We start from the raw sequence: 23,451 nt of genomic DNA on the forward strand, positions 1-23,451 counted from the left end.
CGTCATCCCGGTGACTCACCCCTCCACGCTACGACTGGGCGGTACGGCGTATGCGGGCCAGCCGAGCCGTCCCGGCGGCAATGGAGAAAAGGTGGCAAACACCCCGAAGGTGACGTCTGGGCATTCACGCCGAGGATCGGGCGGAGATCGACGCCCGCGGCTCGACAGCCAAAAAGTTTTGTTGGGTTCCTACAACACAGCGACGGTTGGTTCGGCGGTTGCGCCATGGCGCTGTCCGTCCGGAGCCGGAAAAGTGACCACTGCCGGGAGCCGTCGACGTCCGGCACGCACATCATGGTCTACCAAAGGGGTCAGTCGGGTGTTCAACCGTGTCGCCATCGTCAACCGTGGTGAAGCCGCCATGCGGCTCATCCACGCGGTCCGAGAGCTGGCCGCGGAGACGGGCAGCCGGATCGAGACGGTCGCCCTCCACACCGACGTCGACCGCACGGCCACCTTCGTGCGCGAGGCGGACATCGCGTACGACCTTGGTCCGGCGTCCGCCCGCCCGTACCTGAACCTGGCGACGCTGGAGCGCGCCCTGACCGAGACCGGCGCCGACGCCGCGTGGGTCGGTTGGGGCTTCGTGGCCGAGGATCCGGCGTTCGCGGAGCTGTGCGAGAAGATCGGGGTCACGTTCGTCGGGCCGAGCCCGGAGGCCATGCGCCAGCTCGGCGACAAGATCGGTGCGAAGCTGCTCGCCGAGGAGGTCGGCGTGCCGGTCGCGCCGTGGAGCCGCGGCGCCGTCGAGACCCTGGACGCCGCCCGGGCGGCGGCGGCCGAGATCGGATACCCGCTCATGCTGAAGGCGACGGCCGGCGGCGGCGGGCGCGGCATCCGCGTGATCACGAACGAGACCGAACTCGCCGACGCGTACGAGCGCACCAGCCAGGAGGCGGCGCGGGCGTTCGGCAGCGGCATCGTGTTCCTGGAGCGTCTGGTCACCGGCGCCCGGCACGTCGAGGTCCAGGTGATCGCCGACGGCCAGGGCACCGCGTGGGCGCTCGGCGTGCGCGACTGCTCGGTGCAGCGGCGCAACCAGAAGGTCATCGAGGAGTCGGCCTCGCCGGTGCTCGACGCGTCCCAGGCGGCCGAGCTGAAGACCTCGGCGGAGCGGCTCGCCGTGGCGGTCGGCTACCGGGGCGCGGCGACCGTCGAGTTCCTCTACCACCCCGGGGACCGGCTGTTCGCGTTCCTGGAGGTCAACACCCGCCTGCAGGTCGAGCACCCGATCACCGAGCTGACCACCGGATTCGACCTGGTCAAGGCGCAGCTGCACGTCGCGTCCGGCGGCCGGCTCGTCGGCGAGCCGCCGGCCGAGCGGGGGCACGCCATCGAGGCCCGGCTCAACGCCGAGGACCCCGACCGGGACTTCGCGCCGTCACCGGGGCGCATCGCGCGGCTGGACCTGCCCGCCGGCCCGGGCATCCGGGTGGACACCGGCGTGAGCGAGGGCGACACCATCCCGGCCGACTTCGACTCGATGATCGCGAAGATCATCGCGTACGGGCGTGACCGCGACGAGGCGCTCGGCAAGCTGCGCCGGGCGATGGCCAACACCACGGTGATCATCGAGGGTGGCGCGACTAACAAGAGCTTCGTGCTCGACCTGCTCGACCAGCCCGAGATCATCGACGCCAGCGCCGACACCGGCTGGATCGACCGGGTCCGGGGCGAAGGCCGACTCGTGACGCACCGGCACTCCGCGGTCGCCCTGGCCGCCGCCGCCATCGAGTCGTACGAGGAGGAGGAGCGCGCCGAGCGGCAGCGGCTGCTGTCGACCGCCGCCGGTGGCCGCCCGCAGGTGCAGCACGCCAGCGGCCGGCCGCTGGACCTCAAGCTGCGCGGGGTCACCTACCGGATGCGGGTGGCGCGGATCGGGGCGCACCGGTTCCGCGTCGGCATCGAGGCGGGCGGCGCCGAGCGCACCGCCGACGTCGAGCTGGACCGCTTCGACAGGCACACCGGCCAGATCGTCGTCAACGGCATCCGGTACCGCCTGCTCACCGGCACGCACGGGCCGACCCACCTCGTCGAGGTTGACGGTGTGACGCACCGGGTCAGCCGCGACGAGGGCGGCGTCCTGCGCTCCCCCATGCCCGCGCTGGTCGTCGCCACTCCGCTGGAGGTCGGCGCCGAGGTCGAGGCGGGGGCGCCGGTGCTGGTGCTGGAGGCCATGAAGATGGAGACGGTGCTGCGCGCGCCGTTCAAGGCCCGGCTCAAGGAGTGCGCCGTCTCGGTGGGCAGCCAGGTGGAGGCGGGTGCGCCGCTGCTGCGGCTGGAGCCGCTCGCCGACGAGGCCACCGAGACCGCGGCCGGCCCGAGCGTCGCCAGCGTCGAGCTGGACCTGCCCGCCGCCGACGACAACGCGGGGGCGTACGAGCGCAGCCGGCGCGGTCAGGAGGATCTGCGCGGCCTACTGCTCGGTTTCGACGTGGACCCGCACGACGACCGCCGGGTGCTCGACGACTACCTCGTGGTGCGACGGTTGGCCGCCGAGGACGGGCACCGACCGCTGGCCGCCGAGGTGGACCTCGTCGACGTGTTCGCCGACCTGGCCGAGCTGAGCCGGAACCGGCCGACCGGCGAGGACGGCGGCGCCCACGTCCGCAGCGCCCGGGAGTACTTCCACACCTACCTGCAGAGCCTCGACGTGGAGCGGGCCGGGCTGCCCGACGCCTTCCAGGCCAGGCTCGCCAAGGCACTGAGCCACTACGGCGTCACCGACCTGGAGCGCTCCCCCGGCCTGGAAGCCGCCGTGTTCCGGATCTTCCTGGCCCAGCAGCGGGCGTCCGCCGACGCCACAGTCGTGGCGTCGCTGCTGCGCGAGTGGCTGCGGGAGACCCCGCCGGACGAGTCGCTGCGCGAGCCGGCCGGTCTGGCGCTGGAGCGGTTGATCGCCGCGACGCAGGTCCGCTTCCCCGCCATCGCCGACCTGGCCCGGGGCGTGGTGTTCGCCTGGTTCGCGCAGCCGCTGCTGCGCCGCAACCGGGCCCGCGTCTACGCCCAGATCCGGGCGCACCTGCGACACCTGGACGCGCACCCGGACGCCCCCGACCGCGCCGAGCGCATCGCCGAGATGGTCCGCAGCACCGAGCCGCTGGTGCGTCTGCTCGGCCAGCGCCTGGTCCGTGACCACCTGGACAACACGATCATGCTGGAGGTGCTCACCCGCCGCTACTACGGCAACAAGGCCCTCACCCGGGTGCGGACCCGCGAGGTCGCCGACTGCGCCTTCGTGGTCGCCGAACGCGCGGACTCCAGTGTGGTCTCCACGGCGGTGAGCTTCGACGCGCTGGGCGGGGCGCTGCGCGGGCTCGCCGAGCTGGCCGGCGACGAGGACTCCGTCGACGCCGACATCTACCTCGGCTGGGAGAACCAGCCGGAGGACTTCGACGCGATGGCCGCCGCGCTGCTCCAGGTGATCACCGCACATCCGCTTCCGGCGCAGGTCCGCCGGCTCACCGCCACCGTCGCGGGTCGCGGCGGGGCGGTCATGCACCACCACTTCACCTTCCGCCCGTCGGACGGCGGAATGGTCGAGGACCGGCTGATCCGCGGTCTGCACCCGTACATCGCGCAGCGGATGCAGCTGGAGCGGCTGCACAAGTTCGACCTGACCCGGCTGCCGTCGTCCGACGAGGAGGTCTACCTCTTCCAGTGCGTGGCGCGGGAGAACCCGGCGGACGAGCGTCTCGTGGCGTTCGCCCAGGTGCGCGACCTGACCGAGCTGCGCGAGCAGGACGGCCGGCTGGTGGCGCTGCCGACGACCGAGGACGCCATCGCGGCCTGCCTCGACTCGATCCGCCGGGCCCAGTCGCGGCGGCCGTCGAAGACGCGCTTCACCACCAACCGGATCGTCGTCTACGTCTGGCCGCCGAGCGAGCTGACCCGCGAGGAGATGGAGATGATCGCCGGGCGCGTGCGCCCGACGACAGTGGGCGCCGGGCTGGAGGAGATCCTGTTCATCGCGCGGCAGCGCGACCGTCGCACCGGCGAGCTGACCAAGATCGCGGTACGGATCTCGTTCGACGCCGCGGGCGGCGCGGAGCTGGCCGTCGGCACGCCCCCGGTCGAGCCGGTCGAGCCGCTCGACGAGTACCGGCTGAAGGTGCTGCGGGCCAGCAGCCGCAACACGGTGTACCCGTACGAGTTGACCAGCCGACTCGGTGACTTCGTCGAGTACGACCTCGACGACGCGCACGCGCTAATTCCGGTGGACCGGCCCAAGGGGCGCAACCGCGCCGCGATCGTCGCCGGTGTCGTCACCACGCCGGCCACGCTGCATCCGGAGGGTGTCACCCGGGTCGTGCTGCTCGGCGACCCGACGAAGTCGTTGGGCGCCCTGTCCGAGCCGGAGTGCCGGCGGGTGATCGCCGCGCTGGACCTCGCGGAGCGGATGCGGGTGCCGCTGGAGTGGTGGGCGCTGTCCGCCGGCGCCCGGATCTCGATGACCTCGGGTACGGAGAACATGGACTGGGTGGCCGCCGCCCTCAAGCGGATCGTCGAGTTCACCCAGGCCGGTGGCGAGATCAACATCGTGGTGGCGGGCATCAACGTCGGCGCGCAGCCGTACTGGAACGCCGAGGCCACGATGCTCATGCACACCAAGGGCGTCCTGGTGATGACGCCGGACTCGGCGATGGTGCTCACCGGCAAGCAGTCGCTCGACTTCTCCGGCGGGGTGTCCGCCGAGGACAACTTCGGCATCGGCGGCTACGACCGGGTGATGGGGCCGAACGGGCAGGCGCAGTACTGGGCGCCGAACCTGACCGCCGCGCGGGACGTGCTGATGGCCCACTACGAGCACACGTACGTCGCGCCCGGCGAGGACGCGCCGCGGCGGGCGAGCACCACCGACCCGGTGGACCGCGACGTCTCCACGTTCCCGCACGACGTGGCGGGCAGCCCCTTCCGCACGGTCGGTGAGATCTTCTCCGCCGAGGCCAACCCGGACCGCAAGAAGCCGTTCGACATCCGGACGGTGCTGCGGGCCCTCGCCGACCAGGACCACCCGGTGCTGGAGCGGTGGGCGGGCATGGCCGACGCCGACACCGCGGTCGTGCAGGACGCCCACCTCGGCGGCATCCCGGTATGCCTGCTCGGCATCGAGTCCCGGTCGGTGCCGCGGCGCGGGTTCCCGCCCACCGACGGCCCGGACACCTACACGGCGGGCACGTTGTTCCCCCGCTCGTCGAAGAAGGCCGCGCGGGCCATCAACGCCGCCAGCGGCAACCGGCCCCTGGTCGTGCTGGCGAACCTGTCCGGCTTCGACGGCTCGCCGGAGTCGATGCGCAAGCTGCAACTGGAGTACGGCGCCGAGATCGGCCGGGCGATCGTGAACTTCCAGGGCCCGATCGTCTTCTGCGTGATCTCGCGCTACCACGGCGGCGCCTTCGTGGTGTTCTCGAAGGCGTTGAACCCGAGCATGACGGTGCTCGCGCTGGAGGGGTCGTTCGCCTCGGTGCTCGGCGGCGCTCCCGCCGCGGCGGTGGTGTTCTCCGCCGACGTCAACGCCCGTACGGCCGCCGACGAGCGGGTGCGAGCCCTGGAGGCCCGCGTCGCCGCCGCGGCCGGCACCGAGCGCGCCGCGCTGGCCGCCGAGCTCGACGAGCTGCGCTCGTCGGTGCGGGCGGAGAAGCTCGGCGAGGTGGCCACGGAGTTCGACCGGGTGCACAACATCCAACGCGCCGTCGAGGTGGGCTCGGTGGACGCCGTCATCCGCGCCGCCGAGCTGCGTCCGCGCGTCATCGAGGCCATCGAGGCGCGTCTGCGCGGCTGATCAGCTGCCGATCCCGCATGGTGGGGACGGCGCCGACCCATCCCGGTCGGTGCCGTCCCCACTGCCGTTGGCAGGCCGGCCGCACCGCGCACCCGTCGAAACTTTCATCTGATGACTCTCCACAGTCGCGCAGCTCACCCGAGTTTTTTCCGGAAGTTTTCAGAGTTGACGAGCCCCATCGACGGCCATAATGTTTCGAACGAGTTTCCGGTGCTTCGGAGAGCACCACCGAACCCGAGACCGCACCCCGCCCACTCATCCCCGGGCCGCACCCTCCCTTCAAAGATCGACGTTTGTCGATCATGCTCGAAAGGAAGGCAGATGAAGCCAAGACGGTGGATCAGCGCCGGCCTCGTCGCCGTCGCGACCGCTGCGGCGTTGAACGCGATGCCGGCCACCGCGAGCCGGCCGTACGACCCGACCACGCAGAGCCTCGCGACCCTCGGCCAACGTCACGGCCTGAAGATCGGCACCGCGGTGAACGCGACAGCCCTCAACGACGCCAACGACCCGCAGTACCGCCGGCTGGCCGCCTCCGAGTTCTCCTCGGTCACGGCCGAGAACGCGATGAAGTGGGAGAGCCTGGAGCCCACCCGGGGCACCTACGACTGGACGGCCGCCGACCAGCTCGTCGAGTTCGCCAAGCGCAACAGGCAGGCCGTGCGCGGCCACGTGCTGGTCTGGCACAACCAACTGCCCGCCTGGCTGACCAGCGGCGTCGCCGACGGCAGCATCTCCAAGCAGGAGCTGCGTGAGCTGCTGCGCAAGCACATCACCACGGTCGTCAACCGCTACAAGGGCAGGATCTGGCAGTGGGACGTGGTCAACGAGGCGGTCAGCGACCCCTGGGACACCCCGTCGACGTTGCACTACAAGGGCTTCTGGGCGCAGAACCTCGGCCCCGACTACATCGCCGACGCGTTCCGCTGGGCCCGCGCCGCCGATCCCACGGCGCTGCTGTTCTACAACGACTACAACATCGAGGCGTTCGGCTCGGGCAACCCGGCCGACGACAAGACGCAGTTCGTCTACGACATGGCCAAGGGGCTGCGCGCGCGGGGCGTCCCGATCGACGGCGTCGGCTCGCAGGGCCACCTGGGCACCCAGTACGGCAACTTCGACACCCTGCAGGTGACCGCCGCCCTGAAGCGGTTCGCCGCGCTCGGCCTGGCCACCGCGTTCACCGAGGTCGACGTCCGCAGCGAGATGACCGAGGCGGTCCGGGCCGGCAACTCCGCCGAGATCAACCCCCGGTTGCAGGCGTCGGCGGCCAACTTCAGCGTGCTGATGAAGGCGTGCCTCGCGGTGCGCACCTGCCTGTCGTACACCGTCTGGGGTTTCAGTGACAAGTACTCGTGGGTGCCGGACTGGTTCAACGACCCGCCCGAGGGTCTGGCCACCATCTACGACGAGAACTACCAGCCCAAGCGGGCGTACCAGGAGCTGAAGTCAGACCTGATCTTCGCCGGCCCGCCGTACGTCCTGCCGCGTATCGCGCCCAGGCCGCACCGCTGAACCGGCACGGGTCGTGCGGGGTCCACCCTCCCCGCACGGCCCGTGTCAGCGCGGCACGGCCAGGTCGTCCTCCGGCAGGAGCGGGCGCATGAACGTCCGCTCGTAGCGCACCACACAGCCCGACTCGTCGCGGATGGCGTCGGCCGCGACGAACTCCGGGTCGTCGCCGAACCGTGCGCGGTACCGCTCGTACGCCGCCAGGCTCTCGAAGCTGAACAACGCCTCGGCCCGGTCGCTGGCACCCTCGGCGGGCAGGAAGTAGCCGTGGTGCACGCCGCCGTGGCGGGCCACGAGCCGCATCCAGGCGCGGGCGAACCGTTCGAACGCGTCGATCTGCGCGGGATCGATGGTGTAGTGCACAACGCACGTGATCATTGATCCACCATAGGGCTCGCACCGGGCACTGCCGCGCGACGGCCGGCAGTAGGATCACGGGCACCTCGGCGAAGACTGTCGCCTGCCCTGCCGGAGCCCGCATGTCGACAGATCCGCCCGGCGACACCACCCGAATCCGAGGCGCGCTCCTCGGCCGCCGTGGCGCCGGCCCGTATCGCGCGATCCGCCGAGCGCTCGCCGCCGGCTGCCTCATCGCCGTCGCCGGGGTGCCGGCCCAATCGCCGGTGGCCGGGGCTCCCGCGCCCACGACGGTCCGGGTGCTGCAGATGAACCTGTGCAACAGCGGTCGCGCCGGCTGCTGGACCGGGCGGGCGTTGACCAGGGCCGCCGAGGTGATCAGGGCCGAACGACCAGCCCTGGTCACCCTCAACGAGATCTGCCGGGACGACGTGCCCACCCTGGAGGCGGTGTTCGCGGCCACCCACCGCGGCGCGGCGGTCGTGTCCGCCTTCCAGGCCGCCGGCGACCGCCCCAGCGGCGCCGACACCCGGTGCCGCAACGGCCAGGCGTACGGCATCGGGTTGCTGACCCGGCTGCCGGCGGCCGACAGCCGGTACGCCGTGCACAGTGGAATCCACCCCGCACAGGACGTCGCGGACCCCGAGGAACGACCCTGGCTCTGCGTCCACGTCGGCGGCGCCCTCAACGCCTGCACCACCCACCTGGCGGCGACCAGCCGCGCCGTCGCGCTCACCCAGTGCGGCCACCTGCTCGACGAGATCCTGCCCGCCATCGCGCGAAGCACCGGGTACGCGCCCACCGTGCTCAGCGGCGACCTCAACCTCCGCCTCGGCGACGACCCCGACGTACGGTCCTGCACGCCGCCCGGTTACCTGCGCGTCGGCGACGGCGCGGTGCAGCACATCCTGGCGAGCACCGACATCGTGCTCTGCTGCACCCGGTCGGTGGGCATGGGCGGGGCGACCGACCACCCCGCCCTGCTGGCCACCCTCGTCATCGAGGACACACGGCCGACCCGCCGCTGACGACAGCCGCCAGCGGGTGCGCTCGGCAGAACAGTTCCTACGGCGCTTCTCGTCGGAGGGTCGTGCCATGCTGCGGCTCATCTCAGAGCAGGGAGCACAGGGCATGGTCACGGTGATCGTTCGGGATGAGACAGCGACCGGCAGAGCCATCGAGAGCTGGCCGTTGGCGGGCCTGCCGGAGCGCATCTCGGCGCGGGAACTTGTCCGGCTGCGGGTGCGCGAGGAGGTGGCGCGGTTCAACGCCCAGCAGCCGCGGCACTTCCGGGGCCTGGTCCAGCCGACCGACACGGAGGCGACGCTGAACGGCTACCGGGTCACCCCGGGCAGGCGACTCGACTGGGTGGCGCAGGCGGATCGCGCCTGCGCCGCGTTCGCCCGTAACGGTTTCCTGCTGTTGGTCGGCGACCGCCAGATCGAGGACCTCGACGAGGAGATGGACCTGCGTACCGACCCGGACGTGGCGTTCGTCCGGCTCGTCGCGTTGGTGGGTGGCTGACATGGGCGACTGGACGGCGCTGCTGCCCCACCTGAGCGATGCGGACCGGCGACAGGTGGAGACCGGTGTCGCCGAGGCCGACGAGCGGATCCGGGCGGTGTTGAGGATCGCGAGCACGTACTTCTGGGGTTCCTCGGTGACAAGCGTGCCGGAGTGGGCCACCGTCGAGTCGTGGCCGGCCGAGGAGCGTCGCCGCGCCGCCCTGGCCGTGCACCGGGAGTCGGCGAGCGGCTCGATCCCCACCGCGCTGAACGACGTCGTACGCAGCCTCGCCGCCGAGGACGTCCCGTTCACGCGGGCGGACCTGGTGTGGTGCCTGGACGTCCTCGCTCGCGGCGCCGGCTTCGACAACGGCGCCGACCTGGAGCTGCCCGCCCTGATCGCTCCGCGCCTGCCGGCCGCCGAGCTGGCCGACCTGGTGCCGGCGCTGTCCGCCCTGGTCAGTGAGCTGGTCGACGACTACTTCATCGCGGCGGGGCCCCGCCGACGTGCCGTGACGCTGCTCGGGCGGGCCATCGACCGGGCCACCGGCAGTCGCCTGCCGTCGTCGCTGTTGCACGGCGGGGACACCTTCGGGCCAGCCGTACGCGCCGACCTGGGCGCCGACCTCGTCGCGCCGGGGGTGCCGGAATTGCTGGAGCACTGCGCCGCGCTGGACAAACCGGCGGCGACCGCGAAGTGGCTGCGCCGCCTCGACGAACTGCTCGCGGCCGCGCACGGCGGCCGGCAGGTCGTACGCCGGCTGCTCGACGCGTTCACCGCCCACGGCCGGACCGTCCACGACGACTCGGACCGCCTCCTGCGCGGGCTGGTCTGGGCGTTGTCGCGCGAGCGCGACGAAGGAGCGACGGACCTGCTGGCGCGGGTCACCGCCGGTGCGGCGGCAGCGCCGCGCCAGGCCGCCGGGTTCCCGTACGCCCCGCGCACGGCGATCGCGGCGGTACGACTGCTGGCCGACCGCGACGGCGACGTGCCGCTGCGCACGCTGGCCCGGCTGGCCGTGACGGTCCGGAACAAGGCCGTGCGGAGCCGGGTCCAGGCCGCGCTGACCCAGCTCGGCGCGCGACGCGGGTGGACGCTCAGCGAGGTCATGGAGCTGACCGTCGACGACCACGGGCTCGGGCCCGACGGGTGCCTGCGCACACCGGTCGGCCCGTACGAGGCGACGGTCGAGATCGTGGGCGACCGGGCACGCCTGGTCTTCGCCCGCGACGGCGTTGCGCTCAAGGGCGTCCCGGCCCAGGTCAAGCAGACGCATGGCGACGAGCTCACGCACCTGAGGGACGTCGTCAAGCGGATCGGCGCGACCCTGGTCAGCGAGCGCCAGCGGGTGGAGGGGCTGCTGTCGGAGGAGCGCACCTGGTCGTACCCGGACTGGTCGTCGCGCTTCCTCGACCACCCGGTCACGGCGACCTACGGGCGGCGCCTGCTGTGGGAGACCAGCACCGACGGCCAGCGCTGGACGGCCGGCCTGCCCCGACGGGACGGCGACGGGTGGACGATCGTCGACCGGGACGGCCGGTCCCTCGCGCACGGGTCGGTCCGGCTGTGGCATCCCGTCCGCGCGAGCACTGCCGAGGTGCTGGCGTGGCGTGGGCACCTGGTCGCCGCCAGCCTGACGCAGCCGTTCAAGCAGGTCTTCCGGGAGGTCTACCCGCGCACGCCGGCCGAGGAGAAGACGCACACCTACTCCAACCGGTACGCCGGGCACATCCTGCGCTACCGGCAGGCCAACGCCCTGCTGCGCGCCCGTGGCTGGCAGGCCGGCTACCTTGGCACCTGGGACGGCGGGTACGACAGCGAGGCCACGAAGGTCTTCGGCGGCGGGGCGTGGCGGGCGTCCTTCCACCACGCGCTGGTCGACAACCCGGATCCACACCACTACGACGTCGAGTACTGCTCCACCGACCAGGTGCGCTTCGCCCGACACGACGGGACGACCTGGCTGCCCGCGCCGGTCATCGACGTGCCACCGCTGGTGTTCACCGAGGCCATGCGCGACGTGGACCTGTTCGTCGGCGTCACCTCGATCGCCACCGACCCGCAGTGGGCCGATCGCGGCGAGGACCGATTCTCCGCCTACTGGCAGCGCACCGCCGTGGCGGAGCTGACCCCGTCGGCGCAGGTACGCCGGGACGCGCTGACGCGGCTGCTGCCCAGGATGGCCATCGCCGACCGGGTGGACCTCACGGACCGGTATCTGCGGGTCCGGGGGACCCTGCGCGCGTACCGGATCCACCTCGGGTCGGGCAACGTCATGATGGAGCCCGACGACGCGTACCTGTGCATCGTCGCCGCGCGCGCACAGACCGGGCGTCTGCACCTGCCGTTCGACGACGACCCCATGCTGTCCACGATCCTGTCCAAGGCGATCATGCTGGCCGCCGACGACCGGATCACCGACCCCACCGTGCTGAGCCAACTGCGACCCGTCGAGGTCGACTGATGCCGACCGAGAGAGTGGACTACCGGCGCATAGCGAACGAGATCGCCGGAAAGATCAAGTCCGGAGAACTTGCGCCGGGCGAGAAGCTACCGTCCACACGGGAGCTTGCCGAGCAGCACGCCGTGCACATTTCCACCATCAACCGGGTCATGACCATCCTCAAGGACCGCGGGTTGGTTGAGGGACATCCCGGTAAAGGTGTCTACGTAGCCGAGGGATGAGCTCAGGCCGGCCGGGGTCAGGGCAGCAGGACGACGTGCAGACGGCGCGGGCCGTGCACCCCCTCCACCCGGATCAACTCGATGTCGCTGGTGGCCGACGGGCCACTGATCCAGGTCAGCGGGCGGTGCGGCGTCAGTCGGGCCAGGGCCTCGGGCACGGTGGCCACCACCTGGTCGGCGCGGAGGACGCACACGTGCCGGTCCGGTAGGAGGCTGAGCACCCGGCGGCCCTGGTCGGGCGAGCCGTCGAGGACGATCGTTCCGGTCTGGGCGATGGCGACGGCGGCGGCGGTGACGACGGCGTCCGCGGCGCCGATCCGCGCGTGGCCGAGGCCGTCGTCGGTCAGCGCGGTCACCGTCGGCGGCAGCCAGGCGGGCGGCAGGCCCGGCGGTACGACGACGGTGCCCCCCACCGGCAGGAGGTCGGCGATCGTGTCGGCGACGGCGGCCTCGGCGACCCGGTGCACGTGCGCCCGGTAGTCGGTCAGCCGCTGCGCCAACTGGTCGAGGTCGACGGCGTCGGCCTGCCGGTAGTCGCGGGGCGCCGGCGCCGGCGCGGGGCTGCCGGTGGCGAGCGCGGCCCGCAGCCGGCCGAGGACGAGGTCCCGGGAGGTCACCGCCCGGCCCACCATTCGCGGAACGTCTGGGCCGGCGGGTCCGGCAGGTCCCGGCTGGCGGTCCAGCCGTTCAGCGGTGGGGGCAGCCCTCGGCCACGCCGACCGGCGAGCCGGCTCAGCCGCGCGGCGCGCTGCCCGGCCGCGTACAGCCGGGGTCGGTCCATCGTGTACGCGGCGGCGGCCATCGCGATCGACTCGGCGGTGGGCCGCGGTCGCGACTCGACGGCCTCGGCACGCAGGTGCACCAGCAGCTCCGGGATGTTGATTTTGACGGGGCAGGCGTCGTAGCAGGCGCCGCAGAGCGTCGACGCGTACGGCAGGGAGGCGTTGTCCTCGATGCCGGTGAGCTGGGGCGACAGCACCGCCCCGATGGGCCCCGGGTACACCGACCCGTAGGCGTGGCCGCCGGCACGCTCGTAGACCGGGCACACGTTGAGGCACGCCGAGCAGCGGATGCACCGCAGCGCCTGCCGGCCGACCTCGTCGGCGAGCACCGCGCTACGCCCGTTGTCGAGCAGGACCAGGTGGAACGCCTGCGGCCCGTCGCCCGGGGTCACGCCCGTCCACATCGAGGTGTACGGGTTCATCCGCTCCCCCGTCGACGCCCGCGGCAGCAGCTGGAGGAAGACCTCCAGGTCCCGCCAGGTCGGCACCACCTTCTCCACGCCCATGACGGTGATGAGGGTTTCCGGCAGGGTCAGGCACATCCGCCCGTTGCCCTCGGACTCGACCACGGCCAGGGTGCCCGTCTCGGCGACGGCGAAGTTCGCGCCGGACACCGCCACCGGCGTACTCAGGAACGTCTCGCGCAGGAACCGGCGCGCGGCGGCCGCGAGGGCCGCCGGGTCGTCGGTGAGCGCCGGGTCGACGCCGGGCATCTCCCGCAGGAAGATCTCCCGGATCTCGGCCCGGTTGCGGTGGATCGCGGGCACCAGGATGTGGCTCGGCCGGTCGTCGCCGAGCTGCACGATCAGCTCCGCCAGGTCCGTCTCGATTGGGGTGATCCCGGCCGCTTCGAGGGCCTCGTTGAGGCCGATCTCCTGGGTCGCCATGGACTTGACCTTGATGACCCGGTCCGCGCCGGCCGCGCGGACGAGGTCGGTGACGATCCGGTTGGCCTCGACCGCGTCCGCCGCCCAGTGCACCACGCCGCCGGCGTCGGCGACCTTCTCTTCGAGCTGTTCCAGCAGGTCGGGCAGGCGGTGCAGGGTGTCGGCCTTGATGGCCGCGCCCGCCGCGCGCAACTGCTCCCAGTCCGCCTGCTCGGCGATCACACCCGCGGACTTGGCCCGGATCGTCGACGTGGCGTGGCGGAGGTTGCGCCGCAGTTGCGGGTCGGCCAGGCTGCGCCGCGCGGCGCTCGGGAACGACTCGTCGCCGCGCAGGTGCCCCACGCCCGCCGGCGCGGTCACCGGTGGGGTGGTCGCCGGCATGCCGAGGAACGTCCGGCGGGTCACGACCGGACCGCCGATCGGGCGCTGACCGTGCCGCTCTGCTCGGTCGAGGCCAGGATCTCGGCGAGGTGCACGGTGCGCACCCCGGTCCGCAGTCGCGACAGGCCGCCGCCGATGTGCATGAGACACGAGACGTCCCCGGCGGCGCACACGTCGGCGCCGGTGGCGAGCACGTGGCGCATCTTGTCCGCCAGCATCGCCGTGGACGTCTCCGGGTTCTTCACCGCGAACGTGCCGCCGAACCCGCAGCACTGCTCCGCCGCCGGCAACTCGACCAGGTCGAGGCCGCGCACCGCGCGCAGCAACTGTCGCGGCCGGTCACCCACCCGCAGCATCCGCAGCGAGTGGCAGGTCGGATGGTAGGTGACCCGGTGCGGGTAGTACGCGCCCACGTCGGTCACCCCGAGCACGTCGACGAGCAGCTCCGACAGCTCGTACGTCCGCTCGGCCACCGACTCGGCCCGGCTGGCCAGCCGTACGTCGCCGGCCCGCCGGGCCACCATCGCGTGCTGGTGGCGCACCGACCCGACGCAGGAGCCCGACGGCGCGACGATCACGTCGTACGGGTCGAAGACCCGCACGTGCCGGCGTACCAGGGGAACGGCCTCGCGCTGGTAGCCGGTGTTGACGTGCATCTGCCCGCAGCAGGTCTGCTCCGGCGGGAAGACCACGTCGTGGCCGAGCCGCTCCAGCAGCCGCACCGTCGCGGTGGCCGCCTGCGGGAACATGGTGTCGGCCAGGCAGGTCACGAACAGCGCGATCCGCACCGCACACCCCCGCCCGTCGTCACGGCCGGACCCGCAGATGGGTGAGGCCACCGTCGACGTCCAACACCGTACCCGTGGTCGACGCCGAGAGCGGCGACGCGAGGTAGACGATCGCGTTCGCGACCTCCTGCGGCGTGACCAGTCGTCCGATGGGCTGGCGGGCCTGCAACGCCAGGCGCTCGGCGGCCGGGTCGTCCGCCTGCGCCAGCAGCCGTCCCACCCAGGGCGTGTCGGCCGTGCCGGGGCAGACGCAGTTGAACCGGATGCCCTCGCGGACGTGGTCGGTGGCCATGGCGAGGGTCAGCGACAGCACGGCGCCCTTGCTGGCCGAGTAGAGCGCCCGGCCGGGCAGTCCGTTGAGCGCGGCGATGGACGAGAGGTTGACGACCGACGCGTGCTCCGAGCGGCGCAGCCAGGGCAGGGCCGCGCTGACGACGCGCGCCATGCCGACCACGTTGACGTCGAGCACGCGGTGCCACTCGTCGTCGGTCTGGTCGGCGACGGTCCCGGTCGCGCCGATCCCGGCGTTGTTGACCACCACGTCGATGCCGCCGAGCGCGTCGGCGGCCGCGGCGACAGCCTGTTGCACCGACGGGCGGCTCGACACGTCGGCGGCGATGCCGGCGATGCCCTCCGGCAGGCCGCTCGGGTCGAGGTCGAGGACGGCCACCCGGGCCCCCCGCTCGCGCAACTCCACGGCGGTGGCGCGGCCGATGCCGGAGGCGCCTCCCGTGACCAGCGCGGCCAGCCCGGCGAACTCCGCGCTCATGCCGCCACCAACGTCTGGCGTGCCCGCCCCAGGCCGGCGACCTCCAGCTCCACCACGTCGCCGGCGCGCAGGTACGGGTGGTCCGGAAGGCCCAGCGCCACCCCGGCGGGCGTGCCCGTGTTGATGACGTCGCCGGGGTACAGGACCATGAACTGGCTGAGGTACCAGACGACGTGCGCGACCGGGAAGATCATGTCCTTGGTGGACCCGTCCTGGCGGAGAACCCCGTTGACCCACAACCGCAGCGCCAGCGACTGCGGGTCGTCGACCTCGTCGGCCGGCACGAGGCTCGGCCCCAGCGGGTTGAAGGTCTCGCAGCTCTTGCCCTTGTCCCACTGGCCCCCGCGCTCCAACTGGAACGCCCGCTCGGAGACGTCGTGCGACACCGCGTACCCCGCGATGTGCCGCATGGCCTCCTGCGGGGAGTCGGCGTAGCGGATGGTCGTGCCGACGACGACCGCGAGTTCGACCTCCCAGTCGGTCTTCGTCGAGCCGCGCGGAACGAGAACGTCGTCGTACGGCCCGACGATCGTCATCGGGTCCTTCATGAAGACCACCGGCTCGGCCGGCAGCGCCGCACCCGTCTCCGCCGCGTGATCGCGGTAGTTGAGTCCGATGCAGACGATCTTGTGAGGTCGGGCGATGGGAGCACCCACCCGCAGGCTGTCCGCGTCGGGCAACTCGGCCAGCTCGCCACTGTCGAGGGCGACCCGCGTCCGCGCGATCCCGTCCGACGCCCAGAACGCCCCGTCCAGGTCTGCGGTGAGCGGCCGCAGGTCGAAGGTCGTACCGTCGCGCTGGACGACCGGGATCTCCTGGCCGCTCGGGCCGAGGCGCTGGAAGTTCATCTCACTCTCCTCTGTGTCCGGGCTGACCGGCGGGTGGCGGACACCCCCGCATTCAACACCGACACGCCCCGCGACCGGCACAGCGGGAGCACCTCGGTCAGCTCGGTGGGACCTCGTCGCCGCCCCGTACGCCGAGGGCGCGCAGCGTCGCCGCGTCGGCGGGGAAGAACGACTCGACGGCAAGCCCGGCGACGGTGACGTCGAGCGGGGTGCCGAACACGGTGGTGGTGCTGAGGAAGGACAGTTCCCGGCCGTGGTGGCGGTACCGGAGCCCGACGGCGACCCGCGAGACCGGGTCGTCCAAAGCCTGCGAATGGCCGTTGCCGCCGGGATAGCCGCGCAGCTCCTCGTACAGGTCGTGCAGGGCCGCGTCGCCGGTGGCGGCGACCGTCTGGCGCAGCCGGGTGAGCAGGTGCGTACGCCACTCGGGCAGGTTGCCGATCCGCGGGGCCATGCCGTCGGGGTGCAGGCTGAGCCGCAGGACGTTGACCGGAGGGACGAGCAGGTGCGGCGCCGCGCCGTCGGTGAACAACGCCACGGCGGGGTTGGCCTCGACGAGTTGCCAGTGCCGGTCGATGAGCGCCGCCGGGTACGGGCCGTGGCCGTCGAGGATCCGCCGTACGGCGGCACGCACCGGCGCCAGCTCCGGGTCGTCCAGCTCGTGGCGGGGATAGGCGGGCGCGTACCCGCCGGCGAGCAGGATGGTGTTGCGGTCCGCCAGCGGTACGTCGAGCTGCTCGGCGAGCCGCAGGATCAGCTCGGGGCTCGGCCGGGACCGCCCGGTCTCCACGAAGCTCAGATGTCGAGCGGAGATCCCCGTCTCGATCGACAGGTCGAGTTGGCTCATCCGGCGGCTCTGGCGCCAGTCGCGCAGCAGCTCGCCGACCCGTCGTACCGGCCTGGTCGTCGTCGTCACGCGACCGACCCTAGTGATCGCGCCGGCGCACGGACCATTACCTCCGACGTAATCGACAGCGCCCCGGGCGGGCCGCAACCATCTCTCCCGAGAGCGGCGCCCACCGCCGCTCGTCACCCGACGATGAGGAGAGAGCCATGGCTACGAGCTTCGACGCGCTGGCCGAGCGGTACATCGCGATCTGGAACGAGACCGACCCGGCCCGTCGCCGCACCCAGATCGCCGACGTGTGGGCCCCCGACGCCCGCTACGTCGACCCGCTCACCGTCGCCGAGGGCCGGGAGGCGATCGACGCGACGATCGCGGCCGTGCAGGGCCAGTTTCCCGGCATGACGTTCCGGCTGGCCGGCCCGGTCGACGGCCACCACGACCAGGTCCGGTTCACCTGGGAGCTGGGGCCCGACGGGGTCGAGGCGCCGGTCGTGGGCTTCGACGTCGCCGTGCTGGACGGCAACGGGCAGCTCAGCCAGGTGCTCGGCTTCCTGGACCGGGTCCCGGTGGCCTGATCACTCCCTCCCCGGGTGCTGGGCGTCAGCGCGGCGGGGTGTCCCGACGCGACGGGAACGGGGTGCCGGGCTGCCCCAGGGTGGAGCGCGCACGCAGCCCGACCGGGTCCGGAGCGGCCACCGGCGCAGCCGGGGCCGACTCCGGTCCCCGGCGCGCGTCGAGGTACGCGGCGGCGGCCCGATCGTCGTCGGTGGGCGCGGCGAGCAGGGCGTAGAGCAGCCCGACCACCCCGAAGATCACCGCCACGATGATCGGCACCAGCAACGCGCTCACCCTGGTGCCGGTCACCCCATCCGCACGTTCGTGCAGGTGCACCGAGAGCGCGCTCATGCCGGTGAAGTGCATGCCGTTCACGGCGACGCCCATGACCAGCGCGGACGCGAAGATCGCCAGTGGGCGACGGACGGTCATCGCGAGCCACAGCGCGACGGTGGCGGCGACGACCGCGACGACCACCGAGAGGATGACGCGGGTGCTGTCGTAGCCGAGGCTGCCGTTGAGGCGCATCGCCGCCATGCCGGTGTAGTGCATGGCGGCGACGCCGACGCCGGTGAAGACGCCACCGGCGACGAGGCGTACCGGATTCAGCCGGCCGGTGCCGACGATGGCCAGGCCGATACCGACCGCGACCACCGCGATGGCGGTGCTGGCGGCGGTGAGGGGCACGTCGTACCGGATGCGGGTGCCGCCGACGGCGAAGCCGAGCATGGCCATGAAGTGCATCGCCCAGATGGCGGTGCCGCCGAGCGCCCAGGCGGCCAGCAGGCCCCACCAGGCGCGCTGACCGGCGGTACGGGCGGTACGGATGCGACCGGCGCAGACGAGCCCGAGGATCGAGCCGAGCACGGACAGCGCGTAGCTCAGCGCGGGTGTGATCCACCCGTACTCAAAGTGATTGATGTCCGCCACGGCGGTCCTCTCCCCCATTCGTTACCGGCGCGTAAGTACGGCGCTCGGGCAATGATCAGGGGTGCCCCGACCAGGCGCAACAGCGCCCCCCGGGCTGTTCGGGGGGTGCCGTCGCGGTGACCGTCCGATGCGTCGGTTCGCGGGCGACGCTGACCGAAAATGATGATCAGGCGGAGGTGTGGTACGCCAGCACGCCCCGGTTGATGGCCGCTATCGCCTGTCGGGCGGTGGAGCGCAGCTCCGGCGAGGCGCCGCCGGAGTCGGCAAGTTGACCGAGCAGGTCGACCACCTGCCGGGCCCACCGGACGAAGTCACCGGCGGGCATCTCCCCGTCAATCTCGTGCCCGCTGCCGAGCACCTTGGCCAGCGCCTCGCCCCGCGCCCACCGGTAGACCGGCCAGGCGAAGCCGAGGTCCGGCTCCCGGGTCGCGGCCAGACCGCGCGCCGCCTCGTCGGCTTCGATCTCACCCCACAGCTTCAGCGTCTCGTCGACGGCGTCGGCCACCGGGCCGCGCGGCAGCGACGCCCGCTCGTCGACGTCGCGACGCGCCTCGAAGACCACCACGGACACCGCGGCGGCCAGCTCGGCCGGGGAGAGCCCGTCCCACACCCGTCGGCGCAGACACTCGGCGACCAGCAGATCCGCTTCCGTCCAGATCCGGCCGAGCATCCGACCGGCGTCGGTGACCACGCCGTCGCGGGCGAGGTAACCACGGTCGGTCAGCAGCGCGACGATCCGGTCGAAGGTCCGCGCGAGGGACCCGGTGCGCCCGGACACCCGCTCGCGCAGCTCCTCGGTGTCCCGCTCCAGCCGACGGCGCCGCTCCGCCCAGCGGGCGTGCTCCTCGCGCTCCGGGCAGGCGTGGCAGGGATGGTTACGCAGCTCGGTGCGGAGTTGGGTGAGCCGGTGGTCCTCGCCGGGCGCCTGCCGGGAGCGGCCACCGCGGCGACCGCCGTGCCGGTCCAGGCCGGTGCCGCTGACCTCGGCGGCCAGGTCCCGCCGGGCACCCGGCGAGCGGTGGTTGAAGTGTTTGGGCACCCGGATGCGGGCCAGCACCTCGGCCGGGGTGGTGAAGTCGCCGGGGCTGACCCGCCCCGCCCAGCGGTCCTGGGTGAGCACCAGCGGACGAGGTTCGCCGAAACCACCGGTGGCCGGGTCGAGCACGACGGCCAGGCCGGCCCGCCGGCCCGACGGCACGCGGATCACGTCGCCGACCCGCAGGCGCTCCAGCGACGCCACGGCGGCGGCCTTGCGCTGGGTCTGCCCCTGCCGGGCGATGGCCTTCTCCCGGTCGGCGATCGCCACCCGCAGCGCGAAGTACTCGTCGAAGTCGCCGTGGTGGCAGGCGGCCTCCGCGCCGTACGCCTCGATGGTCTCGGTGTTGCGCTGCACCTGCCGGGCCAGGCCGACCACCGACCGGTCGGCCTGGAACTGGGCGAACGAGGACTCCAGCAGCGCCCGGGCGGGCTCCGCGCCGACCGTGCCGACCAGGTTCACCGCCATGTTGTACGAGGGCCGGAAGCTGGAGCGCAACGGATAGGTGCGGGTGGAGGCGAGCCCGGCCACGTGCCGTGGGTCGGTCTCCGGGGACCACACCACGACGGCGTGCCCCTCGACGTCGATGCCACGCCGACCGGCACGGCCGGTGAGCTGGGTGTACTCCCCCGGGGTCAGGTCGACGTGCGCCTCGCCGTTGTACTTGACCAGCCGTTCCAGGACCACGCAGCGGGCCGGCATGTTGATGCCCAACGCCAGGGTCTCGGTGGCGAAGACCGCCTTGACCAGACCCCGGACGAACAGCTCCTCGACGATCTCCTTGAACACCGGCAGCATGCCGGCGTGGTGGGCCGCGAGGCCACGCTCCAACCCGTCGAGCCACTCCCAGTAGCCCAGCACCGTCAGGTCCTCGCCGGGGATGGCGGTGACCCGGGACTCGACCACCCGGCGGATCTCGGCCCGCTCCTCGGGCGAGGTGAGCCGCAGCCCGGCGGCCAGGCACTGCTGCACGGCGGCGGCGCAGCCGGCCCGGCTGAAGATGAACAGGATCGCCGGCAGCAGCCCTTCGCGGTCCAGCCGGTCGACGATGTCCGGGCGCATCGGCCCACGCCAGCGGGGGCCGCGCCGGCCGGCGCCCGGCCCGGCGCTGCGCCCCTCCCCCAGCTCCAGGCGGCGCACGGTGTCGCGGGTGTAGCGCAGCAGCTCCGGGTGCACGTCGTGCTTGCGGGCGGCGTCGGCGTCGTGGAACAGGTCGAACATCCGCTTGCCGACCAGCATGTGCTGCCACAGCGGCACCGGCCGGTGCTCGCTGACCACCACGGCGGTCTCGCCGCGCACGGTGACCAGCCAGTCGGCGAACTCCTCGGCGTTGGACACGGTCGCCGACAGCGAGACCAGGGTGACCGAGGCGGGCAGGTGGATGATCACCTCTTCCCACACGCCGCCGCGGAACCGGTCGGCGAGGTAGTGCACCTCGTCCATCACCACGTACGCCAGCCCCTGCAGGGTGCTGGACCCCGCGTAGAGCATGTTGCGCAGCACCTCGGTGGTCATCACCACCACAGGCGCGTCGCCGTTGATCGCGTTGTCGCCGGTGAGCAGGCCGACCTGCTCGGCGCCGTACCGGGCGACCAGATCGTGGTACTTCTGGTTGGACAGCGCCTTGATCGGCGTGGTGTAGAAGCACTTGCGCCGGGTCGGTGGCGTCGCGGCGTCGTCGGCCGCCGCCGGGTCGTCGGGCCGCCCGCGCAGCGCCAGGTGTACGGCGAACTCGCCGACCACGGTCTTACCCGCGCCGGTGGGGGCACAGACCAGCACGCCGCTGCCCCGCTCCAACGACTGACACGCCTCGCGCTGGAAGTCGTCGAGATCGAACCCCAGGTCCAGGGCGAACTCGTCCAGTGCCGGGAACTGCGCGGTCTGCGCGGCCCGGCGGCGCGCCGCTGCGTACCGCTCGGCGGGGCTCGACATGGCACCAAGATTAGTGCGTGCCGGGACAGTGCACCCCACAAGGCCGTCCCGAGAGGCCGTCGGCGGGGGTCGGTAGGGTGCACGGCGTGCCGGACCATGCCGAACCGCCCCAGACCAGTCCGCCGGGCAGCGTCGCGGACGCCAGCGCCCCGCGGGCGTCCCGACGGCCCGTCAAGGCGGTGCTCTTCGACTTCCACGGCACCCTGGCCCAGGTGGAGGAGCCCCGACAGTGGGTCATCGAAGCCGCCGCCGCGTGCGGGGTCACCCTGGACCGGGTTCGCGCCACCTCGCTGGCCGACCGGCTGCTCACCGCCGGCCGCGCGGGCGGTCCCCTGCCGGCCCGGGTGCCGCCCCGGCTGGCCGAGCTGTGGGCCGACCGGGACCTCTACGCGCACGCGCACCGGGGTGCGTACACGGGGCTTGCCGAAACCGTGGACGCGGGCATCGAGGGTTTCGCCGACGCGCTCTACGAGCGGCTGCTCGTCGCCGAGGGCTGGCTGCCGTACCCGGACACCGCTCCCACGCTGGCCGCGCTGCGCGACGCCGGTGTGCGGGTGGCGGTGGTCAGCAACATCGGCTTCGACCTGCGGCCGCACTTCGACGCCTGGGGGTTGACCGACCTCGTCGACGCGTTCGTGCTGTCGTACGAGGTGGGGCGCTGCAAGCCCGACCCGGCGATCTTCTGGCGGGCGTGCGGGATGCTCGGCGTCGACCCCGAGCAGACGCTGATGGTCGGCGACAGTCCGGCGGACGCGGGCGCCGTCGCCGCCGGCTGCGCGGTGCTGGTGCTCCCGGCCGCCGACCCGGGCCGGGAGAACGGCCTCGGCGCGGTCCTGGACCTGGCCCTGCCGACCTGAGCCGCGCCCGCGGAAACCGTCAGGCCGGGATGTGGATGACCGGCAGCTCGCCGTCGCCGTACCGGTCCTCCCCGGTCAGGATCGAGGCGTCATGGTCGAGTACGGCCAGCACCGTGGTGGCGAGATCGGCCCGACCCGTCACCGTCCGCCAGTAGCTGAGCTCGTGCCAGGAGCGCCCCTCGGTGGAGAGCACCGCACAGGCGTCCAGGGTCAGCAGCCGGTGCAGGGTCGCCCGTTCCTTCGGGTCGCTGACGATCGCCAGGGCCTCCGCCGCGGTAACGGCGGTGACACCGAACCTGTTGCGGTCCTGGATGACCTCGTGCAGCGGCTCTCCGACATGCACCGACCCCGCCAGATAAGCCAGCAGCGCCGACCGATCCAGCACGAGCCGAACCGGCCGGTCGTCCGCGGCGCTCACGCGGCCGGCTGGTCGGTGGTGTCCAGCAGGTGTTGGCGTGCCCGCTCACGCAGCGCATTGCGGCGCTCCGGCGACCAGTCGGCCTCAACGGCGGCACGACGGGCGCGCGCCTCGGCCACACCCTGCTCGGTGATCTGGATGCCCTGGTGGGCCAGCTCCGCGTCCAGGGCGTCCAGACGCATCCGGTCCCGGACGGCCTGGGTGATGTACGCGCTGGCGTTGGACTCGTGCTCCAGGCGCTCCGCCACGTCGGGTGGGACGGAGATGGACAGCTTCCGCATCGCGCTGGTCATACCCGAGACCGTACGCCGGTAGCACCGCGTCGGCGAACACCTACGGCCGTGTCCCGCGCTCGGGTGCGTGCGGGGTCGAAGGGCCACGCCGGGGCGGCCGGCCCCGAACGGCGGAAGCTCGCCGTCGTTCGGGGCCGGCCGCTCAGGCGACCGCCTCCCGCAGGGGCCGCCAGGCGATGGCGGCGATCGCCGCCATCGCGACGGCGGCGGCCCCGAACGGGGTGGTGTTTTCCCACGCGCTGGCGAACATGCCGCCCAGGGGCGCGCCCCGCGCCCCGCCGCCGAG

At 72.7% G+C, this 23,451-nt stretch carries 19 protein-coding genes; 8 read left to right on the forward strand and 11 right to left on the reverse strand.

All coding sequences use genetic code 11. The features are described 5' to 3' along the window. Positions 1-319: 319 nt before the first annotated feature. Both ABZU53_RS28860 and ABZU53_RS28865 read left to right on the forward strand, forming a co-directional pair. Positions 320-5,782, forward strand: a complete 5,463-nt coding sequence (locus ABZU53_RS28860) for a carboxyl transferase domain-containing protein (protein WP_355068628.1) — start codon at positions 320-322, stop codon at positions 5,780-5,782. Between the two features lie 321 nt (positions 5,783-6,103). Then, positions 6,104-7,297: an endo-1,4-beta-xylanase gene (locus ABZU53_RS28865; protein ID WP_355068629.1), complete on the forward strand. Its 1,194-nt coding sequence runs from the start codon at positions 6,104-6,106 to the stop codon at positions 7,295-7,297. Between the two features lie 45 nt (positions 7,298-7,342). On the opposite strand, the gene ABZU53_RS28870 is transcribed toward ABZU53_RS28865, so the two are convergent. After that, positions 7,343-7,672 carry an NIPSNAP family protein gene (locus ABZU53_RS28870; protein WP_355068631.1) on the reverse strand — a complete coding sequence of 110 codons (330 nt, stop codon included), beginning with the start codon at positions 7,670-7,672 and terminating at the stop codon, positions 7,343-7,345. Positions 7,673-7,773: 101 nt separating this feature from the next. On the opposite strand from ABZU53_RS28870, the gene ABZU53_RS28875 reads away from it, so the two are divergent. The 4 genes from ABZU53_RS28875 (at position 7,774) to ABZU53_RS28890 (ending at position 11,842) form a co-directional block, all read left to right on the forward strand. Beyond that, a complete protein-coding gene (locus ABZU53_RS28875) occupies positions 7,774-8,679 on the forward strand; it encodes an endonuclease/exonuclease/phosphatase family protein (RefSeq protein WP_355068633.1) in 906 nt (301 codons plus the stop codon). Positions 8,680-8,782: 103 nt separating this feature from the next. Beyond that, complete coding sequence (locus ABZU53_RS28880; RefSeq protein ID WP_355068634.1) at positions 8,783-9,175, forward strand: hypothetical protein; 393 nt, start codon at positions 8,783-8,785, stop codon at positions 9,173-9,175. A 1-nt stretch (position 9,176) separates the two neighbouring features. Continuing rightward, positions 9,177-11,621, forward strand: coding sequence for a DUF4132 domain-containing protein (locus ABZU53_RS28885; protein ID WP_355068652.1), 2,445 nt, complete (start codon positions 9,177-9,179; stop codon positions 11,619-11,621). Beyond that, the gene (locus ABZU53_RS28890) at positions 11,621-11,842 is read left to right on the forward strand and encodes a winged helix-turn-helix domain-containing protein (RefSeq protein ID WP_355068636.1); all 222 of its coding nucleotides are present in this window, start codon (positions 11,621-11,623) and stop codon (positions 11,840-11,842) included. The genes ABZU53_RS28885 and ABZU53_RS28890 overlap by 1 nt, the downstream gene beginning before the upstream one ends. A 17-nt stretch (positions 11,843-11,859) precedes the next feature. Here ABZU53_RS28890 and ABZU53_RS28895 read toward each other — a convergent pair whose 3' ends face one another. From ABZU53_RS28895 to ABZU53_RS28920, 6 genes are all read right to left on the reverse strand, one after another. Further along, the gene (locus ABZU53_RS28895; protein ID WP_355068638.1) at positions 11,860-12,474 is read right to left on the reverse strand and encodes an LUD domain-containing protein; all 615 of its coding nucleotides are present in this window, start codon (positions 12,472-12,474) and stop codon (positions 11,860-11,862) included. Further along, positions 12,456-13,892, reverse strand: coding sequence for a LutB/LldF family L-lactate oxidation iron-sulfur protein (locus ABZU53_RS28900; protein WP_355068653.1), 1,437 nt, complete (start codon positions 13,890-13,892; stop codon positions 12,456-12,458). Before ABZU53_RS28900 ends, ABZU53_RS28895 begins: the two co-directional genes overlap by 19 nt. A 20-nt stretch (positions 13,893-13,912) precedes the next feature. Next, entirely contained in the window at positions 13,913-14,680 is a 768-nt protein-coding gene (locus ABZU53_RS28905) for a (Fe-S)-binding protein (protein WP_355068640.1), read from the reverse strand. A gap of 19 nt (positions 14,681-14,699) precedes the next feature. Next, the gene (locus ABZU53_RS28910) at positions 14,700-15,449 is read right to left on the reverse strand and encodes an SDR family oxidoreductase (RefSeq protein ID WP_354861928.1); all 750 of its coding nucleotides are present in this window, start codon (positions 15,447-15,449) and stop codon (positions 14,700-14,702) included. Continuing rightward, a complete protein-coding gene (locus tag ABZU53_RS28915) occupies positions 15,446-16,297 on the reverse strand; it encodes a fumarylacetoacetate hydrolase family protein (RefSeq protein ID WP_354861930.1) in 852 nt (283 codons plus the stop codon). Before ABZU53_RS28915 ends, ABZU53_RS28910 begins: the two co-directional genes overlap by 4 nt. Positions 16,298-16,394: 97 nt before the next feature. Then, positions 16,395-17,213 carry a helix-turn-helix transcriptional regulator gene (locus tag ABZU53_RS28920; protein ID WP_355068642.1) on the reverse strand — a complete coding sequence of 273 codons (819 nt, stop codon included), beginning with the start codon at positions 17,211-17,213 and terminating at the stop codon, positions 16,395-16,397. A gap of 137 nt (positions 17,214-17,350) precedes the next feature. Here ABZU53_RS28920 and ABZU53_RS28925 point away from each other — a divergent pair, with 137 nt between their 5' ends. Further along, a complete protein-coding gene (locus ABZU53_RS28925; RefSeq protein WP_355068644.1) occupies positions 17,351-17,719 on the forward strand; it encodes a nuclear transport factor 2 family protein in 369 nt (122 codons plus the stop codon). Positions 17,720-17,744: 25 nt separating this feature from the next. On the opposite strand, the gene ABZU53_RS28930 is transcribed toward ABZU53_RS28925, so the two are convergent. Beyond that, positions 17,745-18,629, reverse strand: a complete 885-nt coding sequence (locus ABZU53_RS28930; RefSeq protein WP_355068646.1) for an MHYT domain-containing protein — start codon at positions 18,627-18,629, stop codon at positions 17,745-17,747. Positions 18,630-18,795: 166 nt separating this feature from the next. Continuing rightward, complete coding sequence (locus ABZU53_RS28935) at positions 18,796-21,597, reverse strand: DEAD/DEAH box helicase (RefSeq protein WP_355068648.1); 2,802 nt, start codon at positions 21,595-21,597, stop codon at positions 18,796-18,798. An 86-nt stretch (positions 21,598-21,683) separates the two neighbouring features. Here ABZU53_RS28935 and ABZU53_RS28940 point away from each other — a divergent pair, with 86 nt between their 5' ends. Further along, complete coding sequence (locus ABZU53_RS28940; protein WP_354861937.1) at positions 21,684-22,454, forward strand: HAD-IA family hydrolase; 771 nt, start codon at positions 21,684-21,686, stop codon at positions 22,452-22,454. 19 nt (positions 22,455-22,473) lie between these two features. Here ABZU53_RS28940 and ABZU53_RS28945 read toward each other — a convergent pair whose 3' ends face one another. Further along, complete coding sequence (locus tag ABZU53_RS28945; RefSeq protein ID WP_355068650.1) at positions 22,474-22,872, reverse strand: hypothetical protein; 399 nt, start codon at positions 22,870-22,872, stop codon at positions 22,474-22,476. After that, positions 22,869-23,165: a hypothetical protein gene (locus ABZU53_RS28950; protein ID WP_354861940.1), complete on the reverse strand. Its 297-nt coding sequence runs from the start codon at positions 23,163-23,165 to the stop codon at positions 22,869-22,871. The genes ABZU53_RS28945 and ABZU53_RS28950 overlap by 4 nt, the downstream gene beginning before the upstream one ends. Positions 23,166-23,451 lie beyond the last annotated feature (286 nt).

Origin of the sequence: Micromonospora sp. NPDC005194, assembly GCF_040608335.1 — a bacterium.
Lineage (GTDB): Bacteria > Actinomycetota > Actinomycetes > Mycobacteriales > Micromonosporaceae > Micromonospora.

Bases quoted from the DNA above. Each gene is read 5' to 3' on its own strand.
- ABZU53_RS28890 (WP_355068636.1), top strand. From the start codon at position 11,621: ATGCCGACCGAGAGAGTGGACTACCGGCGCATAGCGAACGAGATCGCC.
- ABZU53_RS28880 (WP_355068634.1), top strand. From the start codon at position 8,783: ATGGTCACGGTGATCGTTCGGGATGAGACAGCGACCGGCAGAGCCATC.
- ABZU53_RS28870 (WP_355068631.1), bottom strand. From the start codon at position 7,672: ATGATCACGTGCGTTGTGCACTACACCATCGATCCCGCGCAGATCGAC.
- ABZU53_RS28915 (WP_354861930.1), bottom strand. From the start codon at position 16,297: ATGAACTTCCAGCGCCTCGGCCCGAGCGGCCAGGAGATCCCGGTCGTC.
- ABZU53_RS28950 (WP_354861940.1), bottom strand. From the start codon at position 23,165: ATGACCAGCGCGATGCGGAAGCTGTCCATCTCCGTCCCACCCGACGTG.
- ABZU53_RS28925 (WP_355068644.1), top strand. From the start codon at position 17,351: ATGGCTACGAGCTTCGACGCGCTGGCCGAGCGGTACATCGCGATCTGG.
- ABZU53_RS28875 (WP_355068633.1), top strand. From the start codon at position 7,774: ATGTCGACAGATCCGCCCGGCGACACCACCCGAATCCGAGGCGCGCTC.
- ABZU53_RS28910 (WP_354861928.1), bottom strand. From the start codon at position 15,449: ATGAGCGCGGAGTTCGCCGGGCTGGCCGCGCTGGTCACGGGAGGCGCC.
- ABZU53_RS28900 (WP_355068653.1), bottom strand. From the start codon at position 13,892: ATGCCGGCGACCACCCCACCGGTGACCGCGCCGGCGGGCGTGGGGCAC.
- ABZU53_RS28935 (WP_355068648.1), bottom strand. From the start codon at position 21,597: ATGTCGAGCCCCGCCGAGCGGTACGCAGCGGCGCGCCGCCGGGCCGCG.
- ABZU53_RS28885 (WP_355068652.1), top strand. From the start codon at position 9,177: ATGGGCGACTGGACGGCGCTGCTGCCCCACCTGAGCGATGCGGACCGG.
- ABZU53_RS28895 (WP_355068638.1), bottom strand. From the start codon at position 12,474: ATGGTGGGCCGGGCGGTGACCTCCCGGGACCTCGTCCTCGGCCGGCTG.
- ABZU53_RS28865 (WP_355068629.1), top strand. From the start codon at position 6,104: ATGAAGCCAAGACGGTGGATCAGCGCCGGCCTCGTCGCCGTCGCGACC.